15 protein-coding genes are annotated in these 19629 nt (G+C 35.2%); 13 read left to right on the forward strand and 2 right to left on the reverse strand.

Going from position 1 to position 19629, the window contains the following annotated elements; translation table 11 throughout:
- Positions 1 to 76: 76 nt before the first annotated feature.
- The 9 genes from BIW12_RS08610 (at position 77) to BIW12_RS08650 (ending at position 8813) form a co-directional block, all read left to right on the forward strand.
- Positions 77 to 478 carry a GNAT family N-acetyltransferase gene (locus tag BIW12_RS08610; RefSeq protein ID WP_071184746.1) on the forward strand — a complete coding sequence of 134 codons (402 nt, stop codon included), beginning with the start codon at positions 77 to 79 and terminating at the stop codon, positions 476 to 478.
- Positions 475 to 843, forward strand: a complete 369-nt coding sequence (locus BIW12_RS08615) for an MmcQ/YjbR family DNA-binding protein (RefSeq protein ID WP_071184747.1) — start codon at positions 475 to 477, stop codon at positions 841 to 843. The genes BIW12_RS08610 and BIW12_RS08615 overlap by 4 nt, the downstream gene beginning before the upstream one ends.
- Before the next feature lie 133 nt (positions 844 to 976).
- Positions 977 to 1984, forward strand: coding sequence for a LacI family DNA-binding transcriptional regulator (locus BIW12_RS08620; RefSeq protein WP_071184748.1), 1008 nt, complete (start codon positions 977 to 979; stop codon positions 1982 to 1984).
- Positions 1985 to 2083: 99 nt separating this feature from the next.
- Positions 2084 to 3226, forward strand: a complete 1143-nt coding sequence (locus tag BIW12_RS08625; protein ID WP_071184749.1) for an iron-containing alcohol dehydrogenase — start codon at positions 2084 to 2086, stop codon at positions 3224 to 3226.
- A 10-nt stretch (positions 3227 to 3236) separates the two neighbouring features.
- The gene (locus tag BIW12_RS08630; RefSeq protein WP_071184750.1) at positions 3237 to 4166 is read left to right on the forward strand and encodes a dihydrodipicolinate synthase family protein; all 930 of its coding nucleotides are present in this window, start codon (positions 3237 to 3239) and stop codon (positions 4164 to 4166) included.
- Positions 4166 to 5209 (forward strand): 4-hydroxythreonine-4-phosphate dehydrogenase PdxA, encoded by a 1044-nt coding sequence (gene pdxA, locus BIW12_RS08635; RefSeq protein WP_071184751.1) that lies wholly within the window; start codon positions 4166 to 4168, stop codon positions 5207 to 5209. Before BIW12_RS08630 ends, pdxA begins: the two co-directional genes overlap by 1 nt.
- An 8-nt stretch (positions 5210 to 5217) precedes the next feature.
- Positions 5218 to 6369 (forward strand): four-carbon acid sugar kinase family protein, encoded by a 1152-nt coding sequence (locus tag BIW12_RS08640; protein WP_071184752.1) that lies wholly within the window; start codon positions 5218 to 5220, stop codon positions 6367 to 6369.
- A 12-nt stretch (positions 6370 to 6381) separates the two neighbouring features.
- Positions 6382 to 7950 (forward strand): sodium:solute symporter, encoded by a 1569-nt coding sequence (locus tag BIW12_RS08645; RefSeq protein WP_071184753.1) that lies wholly within the window; start codon positions 6382 to 6384, stop codon positions 7948 to 7950.
- Between the two features lie 185 nt (positions 7951 to 8135).
- Positions 8136 to 8813, forward strand: a complete 678-nt coding sequence (locus BIW12_RS08650) for a PH domain-containing protein (RefSeq protein ID WP_071184754.1) — start codon at positions 8136 to 8138, stop codon at positions 8811 to 8813.
- A gap of 61 nt (positions 8814 to 8874) precedes the next feature.
- Here the strand turns inward: BIW12_RS08650 and BIW12_RS08655 are convergent, their stop codons facing one another.
- Together BIW12_RS08655 and BIW12_RS08660 are read right to left on the reverse strand one after the other, a co-directional pair.
- Positions 8875 to 10260, reverse strand: coding sequence for a hypothetical protein (locus BIW12_RS08655; RefSeq protein ID WP_071184755.1), 1386 nt, complete (start codon positions 10258 to 10260; stop codon positions 8875 to 8877).
- Between the two features lie 18 nt (positions 10261 to 10278).
- On the reverse strand, positions 10279 to 12639 hold the full coding sequence (locus BIW12_RS08660) for a TonB-dependent receptor (protein WP_071184756.1): 2361 nt from the start codon (positions 12637 to 12639) through the stop codon (positions 10279 to 10281).
- 141 nt (positions 12640 to 12780) lie between these two features.
- Between BIW12_RS08660 and BIW12_RS08665 the strand changes: the two genes are divergently transcribed.
- The 4 genes from BIW12_RS08665 (at position 12781) to BIW12_RS08680 (ending at position 19627) form a co-directional block, all read left to right on the forward strand.
- Positions 12781 to 13854 (forward strand): helix-turn-helix domain-containing protein, encoded by a 1074-nt coding sequence (locus BIW12_RS08665; protein WP_071184757.1) that lies wholly within the window; start codon positions 12781 to 12783, stop codon positions 13852 to 13854.
- A 140-nt stretch (positions 13855 to 13994) separates the two neighbouring features.
- A complete protein-coding gene (locus BIW12_RS08670) occupies positions 13995 to 16805 on the forward strand; it encodes a TonB-dependent receptor (protein WP_071184758.1) in 2811 nt (936 codons plus the stop codon).
- A 212-nt stretch (positions 16806 to 17017) separates the two neighbouring features.
- The gene (locus tag BIW12_RS08675) at positions 17018 to 18073 is read left to right on the forward strand and encodes a phytase (RefSeq protein WP_071184759.1); all 1056 of its coding nucleotides are present in this window, start codon (positions 17018 to 17020) and stop codon (positions 18071 to 18073) included.
- 816 nt (positions 18074 to 18889) lie between these two features.
- On the forward strand, positions 18890 to 19627 hold the full coding sequence (locus tag BIW12_RS08680) for a hypothetical protein (RefSeq protein WP_071184760.1): 738 nt from the start codon (positions 18890 to 18892) through the stop codon (positions 19625 to 19627).
- Positions 19628 to 19629: the final 2 nt, after the last annotated feature.

Consider the following 19629-nt stretch of genomic DNA (forward strand, 5'->3'; position numbering starts at 1 on the left):
CGCAAAGTATAAAAAAAGCTTGGCGAACTTTGCGTAAATCTTAGTAAACTTTGCGGTTAAAAAATGTCGTTAAAATATGATTAGCGTTTCTACAGATAAAAGTAAACTTGACATTCCGTTTATTCATAATTTTCTGAAGGATATTTATTGGGCCGCACCCAGAACTATTGAAGAAGTTCAGGTTTGCATTGAGAATTCTTTTTGTTTTGGAATTTATCTTGACGGCAGACAAATAGGTTTTGCAAGAGTAATTACTGATTATGTGGTGTTTGCCTATTTGATGGATGTTTTTATTGATGAAAAATATAGAGGAAATGGCTATTCGTCTATTTTGATTGATGCCATGATGAACGAATCGGAATTAAAGGAAATTAAAATTTGGAGATTAGCAACCACAGATGCTCATTTTTTATATCAAAAATTCGGATTCAAATTATTGGCTCATCCTGAGAAATTAATGGAAAAAATAGTGCTATGAACTTAGAAACTTTTTATGAATATTGTACTTCGAAGAGAGGAGTGACCGAGCATTTTCCTTTTGACGAAGACACTTTGGTTTTCAAGGTTGGTGATAAAATATTTGCTTTATCGTCATTAAAACAATGGGAGATAGGGAGTCCATCGGTGAATTTAAAATGCAATCCTGATTTGGCTAAAGAATGGAGAGTACAGTTTGAAGGGATTCAACCCGGTTTTCACATGAATAAAAATCATTGGAATACAGTTGCGATAAATTCGGATGTTTCTGATTTATTTTTAAAAGAAATGATAGATCATTCCTACGGATTGGTTTTTAAGGGTTTAACTAAAAAAGTGCAGCAGGAAGTTTTGTTTATGACTTAGTTAGGGTTCTCTAGTTGTTTTATTTGTAGTGTTTTATGGGTGTTTTGCTAGAATTAAAAACAAAAGTGGAGAAAATTTGTTTTTTAAAATTTAATTCCTCACATTTGTAATGTAAACGTTTACATTATTCAAATTGTCAAATCTAAAAGCGGTAGCTGAACATTCTAAGGTTTCTATAGCCACAGTATCTAGAGTCATTAATAATGATCCTAAGGTAAGCAAGGATACTATGCTTAAAGTTCAGGCTTCGATTGCGGCATTGGAGTACAAACCCAATCGTGTAGCACAAAGGTTAAGAAGTACCAGCAAAAAAACTAAATTACTTGGTTTAGTTATTCCCGATATTCAGAATCCTTTTTTCGTTGATGTGGTTAGAGGAGTTGAGGATTATGCCTACCAGAATAATTTTGCAGTTATGATTGGCAATTTTGGTCAGGATGAGAAAAAGGAGAAGTTATATCTGGATATTCTTCAATCTGAAAACATTGATGGTTTGATAGTAGCTCCTATACATGGAAAAGATAAGGGAATTGAAAACTTAGTTAAAAAGAATATTCCGGTTGTTTGTATAGATAGAGGTTTGACAGATATTGATGTTGATGTGGTGAAGGTGGATAATGAACAGGGGGCTTTTAATGCAATTGATCATTTGTTAAGTATCGGTCACAAAAAGATTGCATTTATTTCGGGTAATTTCAGAATCCCAACCTATATTGAACGTTTGGCTGGTTATAAAAGAGCCTTAAGCGAGTATGGAGTTCCTTTTGATGAGAATCTGATTTTTGCTAGAGATACCGATTATAAGAGTGGATTTGAAATAGCTAATAAAATTTTAGAATTAAAAGAACGTCCAACATCGATATTTTCAGGGAATAATCTGTTGACTTTAGGTGCTCTCGAGGCTATACATGCTAAAGGGATTAAGATTCCGGAGGAAATTTCGATTATAGGTTTTGATGATATGCCATGGTCTATTTCGTTAAATCCGCCATTAAGTGCTGTTCGTCAGCCTGGTTTTGATATGGGAAGAAAAGCAGCAGAGATGTTGTATGAAAGGATTTTAAATCCTGGCAGTAAAAAAGAAAAAGTTATTTTGAAAACAGAGTTAATGCTGAGGAAATCTACTGCTCGTTTAGAGTAGTTTTTTTATGTTTAAAAATGTAAACGTTTACATTTTTAAACATAAAGTTTCTTTGGGGTTATTTTTCTGTATTAGAGTGGTTTATATAAAAAGGAAAAAATGAAAGAAATTATAATTTTAAATCCTAATCGTGTTGTTTTCGGGGAGGGAAGTATGCAACGATTTGTTGGTGATTTTGTCGAGAAAGGTTTTAAACGAATGTTTTTGTTGAGCATTGTTGAACTTCGCAATGTTTTAGCACCTTTTTTAGAAGAGTTAAAATCACAGGGAATTGAAATTTTTACAGATGAATCTATAGTGGGAGAACCTACTTTTGATGATTTTAGCCAGGTTTTGCTAAAAGCTCAAAATTTTGAAGCCGATAGTGTTGTAGGTATTGGTGGCGGAAGCGTTCTGGATGTTGCCAAACTGATTGCTGCTCAATTAAAAAACACCCAAACCTTAGATGAAATAAAAGGAATTGGGAATCTAAAAGAAAGACAGATTTATGTAGCTTGTATTCCTACTACTTCCGGAACAGGAAGTGAGGTTTCGCCCAATGCTATTTTTGTTAATGAATTAGGAGAAAAAGTAGGGATTATTAGTCCGTATTTAGTTCCGGATGCAGCCTATATTGATCCTATATTGTCAGTTTCTTTGCCTAAAAGTGTTACCGCTGCAACAGGAATCGATGCTTTGACCCATTGTTTAGAAGCTTATACTAATAAATTTGCCCATCCATTTGTGGATTTATATGCCCTGGAAGGAGTTCGACTTATTGCAAAATACTTAAAAAGAGCCTGTGATGATGGTGCTGATATAGAAGCCAGAAGTCAGGTAGCATTGGGGAGTATGTATGGAGGGATGTGTTTGGGTCCGGTAAATACAGCTGCAGTTCATGCCTTGTCTTATCCTTTGGGAGTAGAGTATCATATTCCTCATGGTTTGTCAAATGCCTTGTTATTACCTTATGTAATGGAATACAATATTGAGGCTGATGCTACTAAATATGAAAGAATAGCTGCTGTTTTAGGTGCAGAAAAGAAAGCTACTTCGAGAGAAACCGCTTTAGAAGGAGTTAAAATTATGAAACAATTGATAGTAGATTGTGGATTACCAATAACTTTGAAACAAGCAGGTGTAAAACAGGAATCGATCCCTTTGTTAGCCGAAGGAGCGGTTAAAGTGCAACGTTTGTTGAAAAATAATATCAGAGAAATTGCTGTAGATGATGCGGTTGCGATTTATAAAGCCGCTTTTTAGTTATATAAAGATGAAAAATAGTAAAAAATATAATGGAGTAGTAGTGCCGATGGTAACGCCATTTAATTCCGATATGAATATCGATTTAGATGCGGTAACTGTATTGGTTAATCATCTTATTGATGGAGGATGTCATCCGTTTGTACTGGGAACTACCGGAGAATCGAGTTCAATTTCTTTCGAAAGTAAAGTGGCTTTAGTTAAGAAAACCGTTGAGGTAGCTAAAGGAAAAGCTACGGTTTATGCCGGAATTTCGGGGAATTGTTTTCAGGAATCTTTAGATCAGGCTAAGGTTTATACTGATTTGGGAGTGGATGTTCTGGTGACGCACGTTCCTTATTATTATCCGTTGAATCAAAATCACATTTTGAATTATTTTAACCAATTAGCATCGGCAGTTGCATTGCCATTAATTGTTTATAATATGCCAATGACAACTAATATGTCTATTGATTTAGAAACGGCAGAGGAGTTGAGTAAACATCCTAACATTGTTGGTTACAAAGAATCAGAACGAGGTGAAGAACGTATGGCTAAAGCCATTGGGCTTTGGAAAGACAGAGCTGATTTCTCTTATTTATTGGGTTGGGCTGCTAAATCTTATGAGGCTATGTTACTGGGAGCTGACGGTTTAGTCCCAAGTACCGGAAATTTAACTCCACAATTGTATAGTACGATTTATGAAAGTGTGCTTTCCGGAAATAATGAATCAGCACAAAAAGCTCAGGAAAAAAGCGATGCGATTTCTAAAGTATATCAGGAAAATCAAATCTTGGTTAATGCTATTCCGATTTTGAAATTTTTATTGGCAAAATATAATTTATGTACAAAAGCTGTTTTATTGCCAATGATTGCTCTAAATGAGGCTGACGAAAAGATAGCAACAGAAAAAATAAAAAACTACGGAACCGATTTAAAAAGCTTAAACAGCGTTGAATAATGGAGAATAGAAAGCCAATATTAGGGATAACAATGGGAGATCCCGCAAGTATAGGACCTGAAGTAGCTGTAAAAGCATTATTAGATCCAAAGGTGTATGAAGTATGTCAGCCTGTTTTAGTAGGGGAAGCTGATGTTTTTGAACAGGCAATTCAGTTTTGCGGATTGGATTTAAAAGTAAACAGAATTTCAAAAATTGCTGATGCCAAATTTGAAAAAGGTACAGCAGATGTTTTTGATTTGAATTACATGAATATCGCCGATTTAAAGATGGGCGAAATCACAGCCGAAGCGGGTGATGTATCTTTTAGGACGGTAGTTCGAAATATCGAATTGGCTCTGGCAGGAGAAATCGACGGAACGGTTACAGGACCTATTAATAAAGAATCTATTCAAAAAGCAGGACATCTTTTTGCCGGTCATACCGAAATATATGCTCATTATACTGATACCAAAAAATACGGAATGTTATTGGTGGAAGAAAATTTAAGAGTAGTGCATGTTTCAACGCACGTTTCTTTGAGACAAGCCTGTGATTTGGTTAAAAAGGACAGAATTCTGGAATGTATTTCTCTTATAAATGATGCCTGTAAAAAACTGGGTGTTCTTAATCCTAAAATTGGTGTGGCAGGATTAAATCCGCATGCCAGTGATGGCGGACTTTTTGGTTACGAAGAAGAGCAGGAAATACTTCCGGCAGTTCAGGAAGCATTAAAAAGAGGTTATAATGTTGAAGGGCCAATTCCTGCCGATACTTTATTTCCAAAAGCAATTGGAGGAGTATATGATGGTTGTGTGGCTATGTACCATGATCAGGGACATATTCCTTTTAAAACAGTAGGATTTAATTGGGATCAGTCTAAAGGACAAATGAAAAGCGTAAGAGGAGTAAACATTACCTTGGGATTACCTATTATAAGAACTTCGGTTGACCACGGAACCGCAATGGAAATTGCAGGTAGAGGAATTGCCAGCCCGGATGCTATGGTGCTAGCTATAGAATATGCGGCTAAACTACATAAAAATAAACAAGACAATCAATAGAGAGGGAGATGATAGCGGTTATATCAGATGATTTTACAGGTGCTGCCGAAATTGGCGGAATTGCGCTTCGCAACGGATTTACTGTTACGATAGACACTAGCGTAAATACAAATTACAACTGTGATGTTTTGGTAATCGCAACAAATACCAGATCTCTCTGTAAGATTGAGGCACAAAAACAAATTAAAAAAGTTACAGAAGAATTACTTAAATTACATCCCGATTTTATTTACAAAAAAACTGATTCGCTACTTCGTGGAAAAATTGGAGATGAATTAGAGGTTCAATTAGCAGTTTCGGGCAAGAAAAAGGTTTTGCTTGTTCCTGCTAATCCGGCGATGAACCGAACTATTGTTGATGGTATCTATTATGTGAATAAAATCCCTTTGATGGAATCTGATTTTTTTGGAGACGAATTTGAAAAAGGAACTACTTCTAATGTTTTGGATTTAATTGGAGTAGATTACAAAGCACAATCTTTTTCTGTTTCTTTGGGACAAAAAATGCCTTATGAGGGTTTTATTATTGGTAACACCCCCACAAGTGAAGATTTGATGAGTTGGGCTAATGTAATTGATGATACAATGTTGCCTGCGGGGGGAGCGAGTTTTTTCAATGCTATTTTGAGAAAAATAAAAAAAGAAAAAACCACAGCAGTCAAAACTATGTCTTTTGGTAAAAAAGCGCTGTATGTATGTGGAAGTAATTATGAGCCAAGCAGGGAAGTGGTTCGAAAAGCAAAACAAGCCGGAGGAGCTGTTTTGTATATGCCTGAAAACATTTTATGTGTTGGGGATTATAAGGAAATGATTGAAAATTGGGGAGATGCAATTATTGATGCTATTGAAAAAAATGACAAAGTAATTATTGCTATTGATACACTTGAATGCGATGGAGTTACTGATGTTCCTTGTAAAATAAAAGAAATATTAGCTTCAGTAGTAAAAAAAGTACTCTCAAGGGTAACTTTGGAAGAATTATTGATAGAAGGTGGTGCTACTGCCTATTCTATTATTGAACATTTAGAATATAAAAAGTTTTACCCTGAACAAGAATTAGCACAAGGGGTAATAAGAATGAAAATAGAGCAAGTAAAAGAAATGTATTTAACCCTAAAACCAGGAAGTTATCAGTGGACTGAGTCTGTCTGGAAATTTTAATCTTTTTAACTTATGAATGAATCCTCCTTACATTTTATTGATTATTTTATTATTGTTTTATCACTTATTATTACTTTTTGGTTTGGTGTCCGATTTTCTAAGAAGAACACTAATACCGAGCAATATTTTGCAGCAGGAGGAAATATTCCTGCCTGGGCAGTTGGGATGTCAATATTTGCAACATTAATTAGTAGTGTAACATTTTTGGCTTATCCTGGAGAAGGCTATAAGTCAAATTGGATTCTTCTTATTCAGGGATTTATGGTTCCGGTTGTTCTTCTTTTTTCCATACGATTTATTGTGCCTTTGTATCGCAATGTCATTGGATTAAGTGCCTATGAATATTTTGAAAAACGGTTCGGCTATCTTGCCAGAGTCTATGGCTCGCTGGGATTTATTTTTGCTCATTTTTCTAAAATGGGTTCGGTGTTGTTTCTTCTGGCTTTAGCCTTGTCCTCAATGACCGGTGTTAATACTTTGTCGATAATTTGGATAATAGGAATTGCAATTGTTTTTATTACCCTTTTTGGCGGAATGGAAGCGGTAATTTGGTTAGATGTAATTCAGGGGTTCTTGTTGATTTTAGGAGGTATTGTTGCCATAGTAGTTATTCTTTTAAAAACAGATGGCGGATTTGGTGCTATTGTCAATTATGCGGTAGATCATGATAAAATAGGTTTTGGACCTTATGATTTTGACTTTGTTAATCTTACATTTTGGGTTATGGTTATCAATGGTACTTTTTATGCTATTCAAAAATATGGCGCCGATCAGACTATTGTACAACGTTATCTTACCGCAAAATCAGATAAAGATGCTATAAAAGCGGCAGTTTTAGGAATTGGGATTACAGTACCGGTTTGGATTGCTTTTATGTTTATAGGAACAGCTTTGTTCTCTTTTTACGGTTTAAATCCGGTAGAATTACCTCAGGGAATTAAATCAGATGCGGTTTTTCCTCATTTTATAACTACCCAATTACCACCGGGATTAATAGGTTTGATTTTATCGGCATTGATAGCAGCGGCAATTTCCAGTTTGGATGCCGATTTGAACTGTCTGGCAGCTGTAGGTGTAGATGATTATTACAAACGATTGTATCCTAACAGTTCAGGGATGGATCAGCTTCGAATGGGGAAAATTCTGGTAGTTGTTGCTGGATTAGCTGCTATTTTAGTAGCCAGTTTTTATGTTTTTGCTGGTGAAAACGATGGGATTTTATCAACAGTTTTTATGTTGTATGCTATTTTTTCGGGAGGAATTGCAGGGATGCTGTTGTTAGGGCTTTTTGTAAACAGAGCTAACAGAAAAGGTTTGAATGTTGGCATTGTTGCCTGTATTTTGTTTACGGGATTTGCCTTATTAACTTCAACTTCAACAGGCAATGGTGCAAACAGGCATCTCTTGCTGGATATGGGGATTTATAATTACACCCAACATAAATACATGTTAGGGGTTTACAGTCATTTAGTATTGTTTAGCGTGGGCTGGATAGCGAGTTATTTCTTTCCAAAAACTGAGGTGCCTAATAATTTGACGTATTACGGTTATTTAGAGAAAAAGCGAAAAGGATTAATCTAAAAAAGAATAATCAATAGTAAAAAGCCTTAGTTGTTTAGAAAATAACTAAGGCTTTTTTGTGTATTTTTATCAAAAATAATTGTAAAGTAAAGTTCAAATAATTAACTCCTGTTTAAGAAATTAGGTTTTACTTTTGTAAGATAAAAAATGACTATTTAACCAATTGAAAATAAATCGAATTTAAAATGAAAGATCAAATCAAGAAATTTTTAAACGAGGAACAAGATCCTAAAGCTATTGAAAAAATCACTTCAAAGCTCAATGATTTATTAATGAAAAACGAAGAAATAGGATATATAGGCGTTCAAAAAAAACCGGCACTTACGGTTTTTCCGGATAGTATTGTTTTAACCAATAAAAGAATCATTATTTGTCAGCCTAAAAATTTAGGGCTTTCAATGGATTTTGTCGATTATACCTGGGATCAGATAGAAGGTACTTTTGTAAAAGAAAACATTCTGGGTTCAGAGTTTTCTTTTTCGACTAAAACTGATATGACGGTTTCCATAGATTATATTCCGAAAATTCAGGCCAGAAAAATTTATACTTTTGCCAAAGAACAATTGGATCTTTTAAAAGCCGGTTCAGCTCAAAATACTGTGGTTGTTCCGGAGGAAACTGCTGCGGTGGTTGAGGAAATTGAAGAAATCGAAACCGAAGAAGTGACTAACTACGCCGAAATTCTGCCTGCTACCCAGCCAGTGTTTACAGCTAATGAGGTTGCTGGTGATAATGAATTAAAAGGCTTGTCTCAGGACGAACTTTTTGCCAAATTGCAGAATTACAAGAAACTCCTCGATAACGGATTGATTCTTCAAGGAGAATACGATGCTTTCAAAAAAGAGATTTTGAGTTTGATGTAAAAAAGGACAGTTTTAAAAGTAAAATCCCGACAAGTTTTTAACTCGTCGGGATTTGTTTTTTTTAGTAAGCACCTAAGTAGAAACTACCAGAAGCAGCTTTTAGTTTAGCTCCTTTTGTGATGGTTTTGTTTTTTGTGTTTACAATATAAATGTTACCATCTTTCCCTGCAGGTGTTAATGGAAGATACACATTGTCGCCAATAAGACCAATATTTTGGAATTGTCCTAAGGTTGTAGATAATGCTGCATCGGTTTCAACTTCGGTAGCCAATTTAACTGCCGTTTTATCATTTAGATTGATAATGGCAACGTATCCGCCTGCTACACTTGTTGTTGTATAAAGAACTACAGCAACTCCATCTTTAACATACCTCCAGGCTTTAATTTGAGCTCCTGTAATTCCTAAAGCAGTATTCAGATTAAAGTGGTAAGACGCATCATAATCATTAGTTGTTTTACTAATGCGTAAGATATCTGCACCGCCAGTTGCAGTAGCCTGATATACATGACCATCAGTACCTACATATTGTGTCATGGTTCGGTAACCGTGGTTGTTTGTTTTTGTTAAAGTAGAAGTAATAACTTTAGCATTTCTTAGTAAAGGATAATCTACTACTAAAGTTTTGGTACCATTAATGTTAGCGTTGTCAGCTGGCCATGAAGGTATGCCATTAGCATCTATAGTTGGTGTTTTTGTAGGATCTACTTTGCTTACATTACAACCAATGTATAGTTTGTTTTTAGCAGCATTTAATACAGGAACATCAATACGACTTACGCCATAACCAGCTGCTCTTTCTTCGTCAGTCCAAGGGAAATTAAATATAGCAGTATTAATAATATAGGTGTTATTCAAATCTATTGTTGCAATTTTAACTTCACTATCTCTATTTTTATAAGTAAAGTTTGGAGCAGTTCCTTCATAATCTAATATTGCTGAACCTGCATATACACCTACGCCAATTCCCTCGGCAGCTTTTACCCATCGTGGCGATGTTCCTAAAATAGAAGCAGTATTTACCTCAGAACCTACTTCTTCGTATTTTCCTGCTCCCGAAACTTTGTATTTGTTGAATACACCACCATCGGTACCGGTATATTGGATATTGTATAAAAATTTACCGTCTTCAGAAGCCTGAACACGAGCGGTACGGCTTGATTTTAAAGCAAATCCGTTAACATATGTTTCACCGTTCATTTTAAAAAGATCTACTTCGTAGTCTGGGTTGGCAGCATTCTCCGGTGTAATGGCATAGGCACGAGTACCTCCGTTTCCTGGAGTTCCAGTTGCGTCTGGAAAAGATCCTGTTAAGGAAATCCAACGTGTACCGTCATCCTCTGAATTGCCTCCTGAATCGTTGTTGTTATCATCATTGTTACAGCTTCCTAACGTTAGAGCTGCAAAAAAGGTACTCAATAGTGCTATTCTAAATAGATTTTTTTTCATGATATTGATTTAATTTGATTATAAAAATTTACTAAAAGTGTAATTCAATTTGAAGTAGATTCCTCTACCGGGTTTTTGTATTTGAAAATTATCATAGACTTCGGCGTTAAACAGATTTTTTATATCTATACTAGCTACTAATTTCTTAGACGGAAAACGGTAACTTGCACCTAAATCATGTACAAATTGGTTTGGAGTTAAAGACCAGTCAGGTTGTCCCCACACTATGTAATATTCACCCACATAGCCCATCGTATAATATGCGTTAAGTATGGATTTCTTTTGAAAAACATCATTAAATCGATATTGACAATTGGCATTAGCTGTAAAAAATGGTTCGTTAGGTATTTGTTGACCAAAAAAGCTATGTGCCTCACCATTATTATCTGTTTCCTGTTTGAACACGTTGTTGAACTTCGAAAAATTTAAAGAAGCGTTCAATCGATTGTTATAGATATAGATAATTTCTGCTTCAAAACCACGTGCTTGTGTTTTGCCCAGATTGACATAACGAGTAGTTTGGATATCAGCATCCTCTTCTTTGAAATCAGGGTCTGTTGCATCGACTACCTGCTGTGTTATTTTATTAAAACCATTGCGCCAGAACGCATTGGCATAAAATGATATTTTGTGTTTGCCAAAATCCAATGCTCCGTAACGAAAACCCAGATTGTAGTTAATGTTTTTTTCTGGATCTAATGTGAGATTGGGTAATATATTAATGTCAGGTGATCCAAATAGTTGATTTTCAGTTGGCATAATATAGGAGTTCTCCATCGTACCAATGATGAAAAAATTAGGAATTATATTGTAAGAAACTGTAGCTCCGTAACCAAAATTGTAATCCGTTCTGGTGGAATCTTTTTTTACTATTGAGTTTTCTCCTTCGCTAGAAACGATTTCATATCTTGTTTGATCGCTTCGATTGTGGGTATATTTACCTAAAATATTTGTTCTCACTTTTCTGTTGAAGGTTTCTGCTTCATAATTCATAGAGATAATGTGTTTAGAAACAATACTTTTAGTCGCTAGGTCTCTAGAGCCTGGTTTCAACAAATCTTCATCTTTCCTATCTGTTGATTCGTATTTATGATTCAATGAAATACGATGTCCATGAGTAATCATGTATCCCAAATTAGAGCGGGCATTGGTTATTTTTCTATCTGTATTGGTGATAGTTTTTGGTCCTTGTTGTCCTCCTTGAAGTGTATTTAATGGTATATGTATTGTCTCAGTTATTAGTTCTTGCTCACCTTTATCATTCGTTTTATATTGTTCTTCTCCGTTAGCATCAAGAACAGGTATTAAGACAGGCCTGGTTCTTACTTTTCCATCCCAGTTATAAGCAAGTCCTACCGTATCTTGAATGTAGGTACTTCTGTTACTTCGTACTGCATTAATATTTAAAGCCAAATTTTTCAAAAGAAAATCTCTCTTAGTATAATTGAGTAACAGAGCATGAGATTCAGTTTCGTTGAATCGACCTACATAGGGAACAGCCATAGTAATTCCGTGTGGGATTTCGGTGTAATTGCTTGATCCGTTGTATCCAATGAAAAATTGATCAGCCCATTTGGTATCAGTAAAACCAACTTCAAAACGACCACCAATAGATTCATAGTCATTGTTAAAACGTTTTGCTCTATAGGGCCTAATAATTTCTTGACCTTCATTGACATAAGTTGTTGATCTGCCCCATGTTTTATAGCTGTTGTCAGTGTAGGTGTAAAAGCCAGAACCTCTAAAAGAAATTCCTGTTTTTTTGTCACGAAAAGTGGCACTTAAATCAGATTGAAAAGTATTGAACGAACCATAAGAAACTGCTGCAGTAGCATTGTTTTGAGAAACATCTTTCTTTAGTACCACATTTATTGCTCCACCTACATAATCACCTGTTAAGTGTGAAGGTAATATCCCTTTGTAAACTTCAATACGCTCAATCATTGAGGGAGGTATGTTGTTGAGGTTGAAAGAAGATCCAAAAGTAGAAACTTCAATACCATCTAAGAAAATTCCAATTGTGCTTCCGGACATACCATTCAGGTTGTATTCTACATTAGAACCTAATCCTCCATTTTGTCTTACGCGAACACCAACGGATCGATCTAATAATTCATTAGTAGTTAAATTTCTTAAGGATGCTTCTTTAGTTTCTATAACATTAACAGCAAAACCAGTAGTTTCTATTTTTTGTTTGCGTGATTTTCCCTGAATATTAACTGTTTTTAAGGTTTCAATCTTGTTTTCTTTTTTTACTTTCTTTTCTGTAACAGGAGCTTTAGTAGGTAGAGTGACTTTTTCGGCTGTTTCATCCTGCTGTGAAAAGACTGAAATAGTTAGTAAAAGAAACAGCAGATGGAATAGTTTGTTAGTAGTCATTTTGATAGTAATCTATATTTTTTTGAAAAAATTATTCTTAATTAGATTTATTATAAATAAATTTGTCGCAAAAATACTATCACAGTACAAGAAACAAATAGGGAAAAACGGATTATTACTTTGTAAAAACGGATTATTATTTTGAAACTCATATCTACAATTTTAGGACAGCAGCAACCCCTCATATCGATTGAGGCGGGGGATTGTTACAGTCATAAAAGTCAGTTTGTAGAGGAGAAAATCATTATCAAAAACGATGGAATTGAAGAAATTACAATTCATAATCAAATTACTGAGGGGATTTTAATTCTGGATGCACAAATGTATTTTTCAAAACCCCAAACTATCCAAACGAAAATTGTTGGGGAATCAATTGTGATGAGTTTTATTTGTTCGAATAATTTAGAAACACATGTGGACCAACTGGAAAGCGAGCCGTTTTCAATTGAGAACACTCATAATATTCTCTATGCCTCTGAGCTAAAAGCTACTTTGCGAATTCCGGCTTTAGAAGAAATAAATTGTGTGACTATTATTTTATCGCCTGATTTTTATTCGAAATTAATTAACGAAGATTGGGCACTGCATAAAAAATTCTCTAAAAACATCAATCAAAAAAAAACAGGGTATTTAACACCTAAATATGCTCCTTTCAATTCGGGAATTCAATGGGTAATTCACGAAATTAAAAATTGCACTTACGAAGGTTCGATGAAAAAAATGTATTTGGAAGCTAAAATCAAAGAATTGCTGATTTTTCAGTTGGATTCTTTAATAGAAAAACCTCAGAATAAAGAACATTTAGGCGAGGAAGAGAGGAGCAAACTTTTGAAAGCCAAATTAATTTTAGAAAAAAACTTTACGAATGCGCCTTCTCTTTCGGAGCTTTCCAGATTAATATCGCTCAATGAGTTTAAACTAAAAAAAGGCTTTAAGGCTTGTTTTAAAACCACTATAAAAAGCTACGTTACGCAACTCAGGATGGAGTATGCTAAGGATTTATTCAAAAATGAAGCTTCTAATGTGGGCGAAGTAGCTTATAAATGCGGATATAAAGACGTGTCGCATTTTTCGGCAGCCTTTAAGTTTTTTTATGGCTTTACTCCAGCCAGTTTCAGGAAAGTAAATTTGGGTGCTAAAATCTACCTTTTGTATTGGGATTTTTTTGATATTCTTTATCTAGACTTTCTTTCAATTGATTTCTGTTTTGTTTAAACTTTTTCTTCTATAATGTTATCTTATTGTAATTAAAATCTTTCTTAAAGCCTGTATTGATAACAATAGCTTAATTTTTTTCAGGGTTTAACTTAATAGATGGCGCCTAGTTTTGCCACAAATTAATTAAAACAACAACAATGAAAAAAAATTATTTAGTCGTGATGTTTTTTTTACTGGCATTGGCAGGTTATGCTCAAAAAGGAGTTATATCCGGAAAAGTGTTAGATGCCGATGACAAAATGCCTTTACCGGGTGCGATGCTTCTGTTAGAAGGAATGAATAGATATACCATTTCTGATTACAACGGTCGTTATGAATTTTTAAATGTACAAGAAGGTTCTTATACCGTTAAGGTAAGTTATATAGGTTATGCAGCTGCATCGGCTAATCTTGTGGTTTCAAAAGGTACAAATGCAGTTCATAATTTTGCTTTAAAAGTTTCAGGAACACAGTTGAACGAAGTAGTTATAGGTGATGTTTTAAAAGGTCAGGCCAAAGCCTTGAGTCAACAAAAACACAATAAAAATATTGGAAATGTAATTTCGTCAGATCAGGTGGGGCGTTTTCCGGATGCGAATGTGGGAGACGCTTTAAAACGTGTTCCGGGTATCACGATGCAAAACGATCAGGGAGAAGCCAGAAACATTATCATTAGAGGTTTAGCGCCATCATTGAACTCTGTTACTTTAAATGGTGACCGAATTCCATCGGCTGAAGGAGACAATAGAAACGTACAAATGGATTTAATTCCATCGGATATGATTTCGACTATCGAAGTCAATAAAACTTTGACATCTGATATGGATGCTGATGCTATTGGAGGTTCGGTGAATTTGATTACGAGAGCTACTCCAAATGGCGAGAGAATTTCGGCTACAGTAGCTGGGGGTTATTTGCCTATTCGCGAAAAAGCATCTTACACTGCTGGTTTGGTTTACGGAAATCGTTTTTTCAATGATAAATTTGGAGCAGTGGTAAGTGGTTCGTACAATAATGTAGATTATGGTTCGGATAACGTAGAAAACGAATGGACTAAAGACGATTTTGGAAACGAATTTTTACAGGCTTCAGAGATTAGGAAGTATGATGTACAACGTATTCGTCGTAGTGCTTCGCTAGCTTTGGATTACAAATTCAATGAAAACAACACCATTTTTGCGAATGCTATTTACAACTGGAGAGACGATAGAGAGAATCGTTTCAGAACCACTTATGATGATATTGAAGCGATTTATGACGGTGAAGACATCATTGGTTTTGAAGGTCGTGTAAAACGTGAAACCAAAGGTGGAGTAGATAATAATAGAAATAAAAGCAGAAGACTGGAAGACCAGCGTGTGCAAAATTATTCATTGCGTGGGGAACATTTAATCAACTCTAAACTGGATTTAGACTGGTCAGCTAATTATGCTAAAGCCAGAGAATACCGTCCGGGCGAGCGTTATATCGAATACCGTCAAGAAGGTTTAGATATGACTCAGGATTTTTCAGAACACAGATTTCCTTTGGTTACGACATCGGGAGAAGCTTTGGACGAATTAGAATTTGACTCCGTTTCTGAAAATACCGATGATACTTCCGAAAGTGAATTTGGAGCCAAAATAAATATCCGTGTGCCTTTTACTATTATTTCAACTGAAAAAGGAAGATTTAGAACTGGTCTTAGATTGCGTATGAAAGAGAAAATGAGAAATAATATTTTCTATGCTTACGAACCAATCAATGATGATATGGCTTTGTTATCGGATGTTCCTACCAGTTATTTTGATGGAAAAGGATTCAATCCGGGAGATAAATTTGTACCGGGAACTTTTGCTTCGGCTCACTTTTTAGGAAATCTGGATTTGAACAATGCCTCTTTATTTGAAAAAGAAGCCGATCCATCCGAATTTTTAGCGGTAAATTATAATGCCAAAGAAAATATCTATGCGGCTTATGTAAGATGGGATCAGGATTTTAATGATAAATTATCGATGGTGTTAGGTTTCCGTTCCGAAACTACTCATATCAACTACACAGGAAATCGTGTACTGGACGAAGAAGAATTAGAAGGCGAAATCAACACAAACAATACCTACACTAATCTTTTGCCAAGTATCACATTGCAATACAACGCTACTAAAAATTTGATTTTAAGAGCAGCGGCAACAACGGCTTTGGCAAGACCTGATTATTACGCCTTGGTTCCATATGTAAACAACATTGCTTCCGATATGGAAATTACTGCTGGAAATCCGGATTTGGACGTTACCTATTCTTACAACTATGATTTCATGGCCGAGAATTATTTCAAATCGGTTGGTTTGATTTCAGGAGGTGTTTTCTACAAAAGATTAAATGATTTTATTTATAATTACAGCGATAACCAATATACAACGGATAAGTTTACAGCTGATTTTCCAAATCAAAACAACCCAATTCCAACAGGCGAAAACTGGTCTTTTGTACAGTCCAGAAACGGAAAAAGTGTAGATGTTTACGGATTTGAGGTAGCTTTACAACGTCAGTTGGATTTCTTCGAAAGCAAATTTCTAAAAGGATTTGGAGTGTATTTGAACTATACGTACACTAAATCAGAAGCAAAAGGAATTTCGGATGAAGACGGAAACGAAAGAAAAAACATCAGCCTTCCGGGAACAGCACCGCACATGTTCAACGGTTCATTGTCATGGGAAAACAAACGTTTCTCGGCTAGAGTTTCTACCAATTTTGCCGCTGACTATTTAGACGAATTAGGAGCTGATAGCTACCAGGATAGTTATTATGACAAACAATTTTTCCTGGATGCCAATGCTGCTTACAAAATCACGCCAAACATTCGTCTTTTTGCAGAAGCAAATAACTTAACTAACCAGCCGTTGCGTTATTACCAAGGTGTCGCAGCCAATACCAAACAAGTAGAATACTATCAGGCACGTTTTAACTTTGGTTTAAAATTTGACTTTTAGTTCCACAGAAAAATATAATTAATTTAATATTACTGTCCGCTAAGCGGACTAAATAAAAAAATAGGCCACAGACCTGTCTGCCGACAGGCAGGTGACACTGATTGAACAGATAAAAACCGATTTTTCATAGCTCTTTGTAAATCACAATCTGTGATAATCCGTTAAAATCAGTTTCATCTGTGTCCCATTCTCAATAATTGGTATAAGAAAATATGAAAACAAAATACATAGCAATTGCCCTTTTAGGATTAACAGCGGCGTCTTGCGGGAGCAAATTGGCAGCTGTTAGAAAAGATGCTTTGAAACCGGCAGTAGTTACACAAGCATTACCACACGATACTGATGATCCTTCGATTTGGATACACCCAACAGATGCTACCAAAAGCATTATTATTGGTACAGATAAAGATACCGATGGCGGATTGTACGCCTTTGATTTGAACGGAAAAATCATTGGGAAATCGGAGGTTTTAATGAGACCTAACAATGTGGATATTGCTTACGGATTAATACTAAACGGCAAAAAAACAGATGTTGCTGTAACCACCGAAAGGGAAAATAACAGAATCAGAATTTTTAGTCTTCCTGATTTGAAACCGATTGACAATGGAGGGATTCCGGTTTTTGAAGGAGAACTAATGCGCGCCCCAATGGGAATTGCCTTGTACACACGTCCAAGCGACCAAAAGATTTTTGCTGTGGTGGGCAGAAAAAACGGGCCTTCGGGAAGTTATTTATGGCAGTACGAATTGACCGATGCAGGCAACGGAAAAGCGGGTGCAACGGTGGTGCGTAAATTTGGAAACTACAGTGGTAAAAAAGAAATTGAAGCCATTGCCGTGGATAACGAATTAGGGACTATTTTATATTGCGATGAACAATTTGGAATCCGAAAATATGTTGCTGATCCAGCCGCTAAAAATGATAACGAATTAGCCCTTTTTGGGCAAAAAGACTTTAAAGCCGATAACGAAGGAATTGCTATTTATAAAAAATCAGCAACCAAAGGTTATATTTTGGTATCCAACCAGCAAGCCAATACTTTTATGGTGTATCCAAGAGAAGGAGCTAATGGAAATCCAAATGAATATCCATTATTGGCCGAAATTCCAACTTCTACCATAGAATGTGATGGCGCCGATGTAACAAGTGTAAACTTAGGAGGACAATTTAAAAACGGACTTTTTGTAGCCATGAGCAACGGAATGACGTTTCATTACTACAGCTGGGACAGCATTCAGCAATTGATTGATGCAGCTAAAAAGTAAATTGTTTTTAATAGACCCTATCAGGGTTTAAAACCCTGATAGGGTTCTGGAAATCTTTAAATCGCCTCTTTTAGCAATAAAAGAGGCGATTTTTTTTGTCGCTTTTTTGTCATTCAACGCAATTATAGAGGTTTAACAGCTGCTCTATTGGTACTTCGAACCAATAATAGAGGTAGTTTGAACCAATAGTATATGTACTTCGAACCAATAGCATTGGTGCTTCGAACCAATAATAGAGGTAGTTTGAACCAATAGTATTGGTACTTCGAACCAATAATAGAGGTACTTAGCACCAATAGCATTAGTGCTTCGAACCAATAGTATTGGTACTTAGAACCAATAGACCACCTAGTTAGCACCAATAATAGAGGTGCTTAACACCAATAGTATTACTGTTTAACACTAGTTTTTTAGGAAAATAGAATAGATGGCTAGCATAAAGCAAACAAAAGAGGATATCCGCTTCTATAAAAATCAATAGAAATGGCTTTTAAGCCATTTCAAAATTAAAATTTCTAATAGGCTTTAGCCGAAATCTAAATACGGATTTGGCTAAAGTCTTTTTTGTTTTGCAAAATCTAATCATCTGGCTAAAGCCAGACGCAATTGATGAAAATTCATAAATTAGAAATCCAGCTCAAAATCTTAAGATAAATAAAACGGAAATAATAAAGTAATATATTTTTTTGTAAGATTTTTTTATATATTTGAAAATGAATAAAGCATATCATGCTTATCTATCCAAAATTGGGTTGTTTTGTATGGCATATTATATAGATACAAACTAGTTAGCAGTAATTTTAAATGACAAACAATATGAAAAAGACATTCTTTATTTTGACAACTATGTTGATTTTGACTAGTTGCGATTCTTCAAAAATATTAACACAAGGAAAAACGTATGAAAACTTCAGAGGATTTGAACCTATTGATCCAATAGAATATTTAGAGGAAGTTGCAATAGTGGAAAATGGAGAGATTGTCTTCAAATATCCTTTAAAACTCAAAAAAAATGAGATACTTGGTTTTTTAGCAAATGAGACGGTTTTAGTTTCAGTTGGACAATTCAGTGGAGAAGGAAAACTTGGCTATGGTCCAGCTAGTTTTTCTATTAAAGGAAGTAGTTATAAAATAACAATGGACTACATGAAGTTTGCTACACTTCGAGAAAAAAATAATAAGGGTGAAATAGCTGGTTATAAAAGAGTTGGTGTAGGTCTAAGAATTATAGCAAATGTTACAGCAATGGAATCTGGCGTTAATTTAGGAGACCTTTTTGCAATTGGATTGGCTGCAAAAGCAAATAAAGTAAGCGGGACATTAATGCTTGAGATTATTGGAATAAAATCTAAAGACGTTACTGCTGTTTTGCCACTTCCTTCCGAAATCAATCAATCAACTATTCAGTCTGCTATGCAAGCTATGGCGACAATAAAATCTAAAATATATGAGGACGGAACAGAATTATATCCACAGGTTATGGCTATTAAATCAGAGGAAGGTCAAGATAATAAGTCGTTTAAATCACAAGTAGAAACAAAGTCATTGAAATAAAA

The organism is Flavobacterium commune, from assembly GCF_001857965.1.
Taxonomy (GTDB): domain Bacteria; phylum Bacteroidota; class Bacteroidia; order Flavobacteriales; family Flavobacteriaceae; genus Flavobacterium; species Flavobacterium commune.

Bases quoted from the DNA above. Each gene is read 5' to 3' on its own strand.
- BIW12_RS08650 (WP_071184754.1), top strand. From the start codon at position 8,136: ATGAAAGATCAAATCAAGAAATTTTTAAACGAGGAACAAGATCCTAAA.
- pdxA (WP_071184751.1), top strand. From the start codon at position 4,166: ATGGAGAATAGAAAGCCAATATTAGGGATAACAATGGGAGATCCCGCA.
- BIW12_RS08660 (WP_071184756.1), bottom strand. From the start codon at position 12,639: ATGACTACTAACAAACTATTCCATCTGCTGTTTCTTTTACTAACTATT.
- BIW12_RS08610 (WP_071184746.1), top strand. From the start codon at position 77: ATGATTAGCGTTTCTACAGATAAAAGTAAACTTGACATTCCGTTTATT.
- BIW12_RS08670 (WP_071184758.1), top strand. From the start codon at position 13,995: ATGAAAAAAAATTATTTAGTCGTGATGTTTTTTTTACTGGCATTGGCA.
- BIW12_RS08625 (WP_071184749.1), top strand. From the start codon at position 2,084: ATGAAAGAAATTATAATTTTAAATCCTAATCGTGTTGTTTTCGGGGAG.
- BIW12_RS08645 (WP_071184753.1), top strand. From the start codon at position 6,382: ATGAATGAATCCTCCTTACATTTTATTGATTATTTTATTATTGTTTTA.
- BIW12_RS08675 (WP_071184759.1), top strand. From the start codon at position 17,018: ATGAAAACAAAATACATAGCAATTGCCCTTTTAGGATTAACAGCGGCG.
- BIW12_RS08655 (WP_071184755.1), bottom strand. From the start codon at position 10,260: ATGAAAAAAAATCTATTTAGAATAGCACTATTGAGTACCTTTTTTGCA.
- BIW12_RS08640 (WP_071184752.1), top strand. From the start codon at position 5,218: ATGATAGCGGTTATATCAGATGATTTTACAGGTGCTGCCGAAATTGGC.
- BIW12_RS08680 (WP_071184760.1), top strand. From the start codon at position 18,890: ATGAAAAAGACATTCTTTATTTTGACAACTATGTTGATTTTGACTAGT.
- BIW12_RS08615 (WP_071184747.1), top strand. From the start codon at position 475: ATGAACTTAGAAACTTTTTATGAATATTGTACTTCGAAGAGAGGAGTG.
- BIW12_RS08630 (WP_071184750.1), top strand. From the start codon at position 3,237: ATGAAAAATAGTAAAAAATATAATGGAGTAGTAGTGCCGATGGTAACG.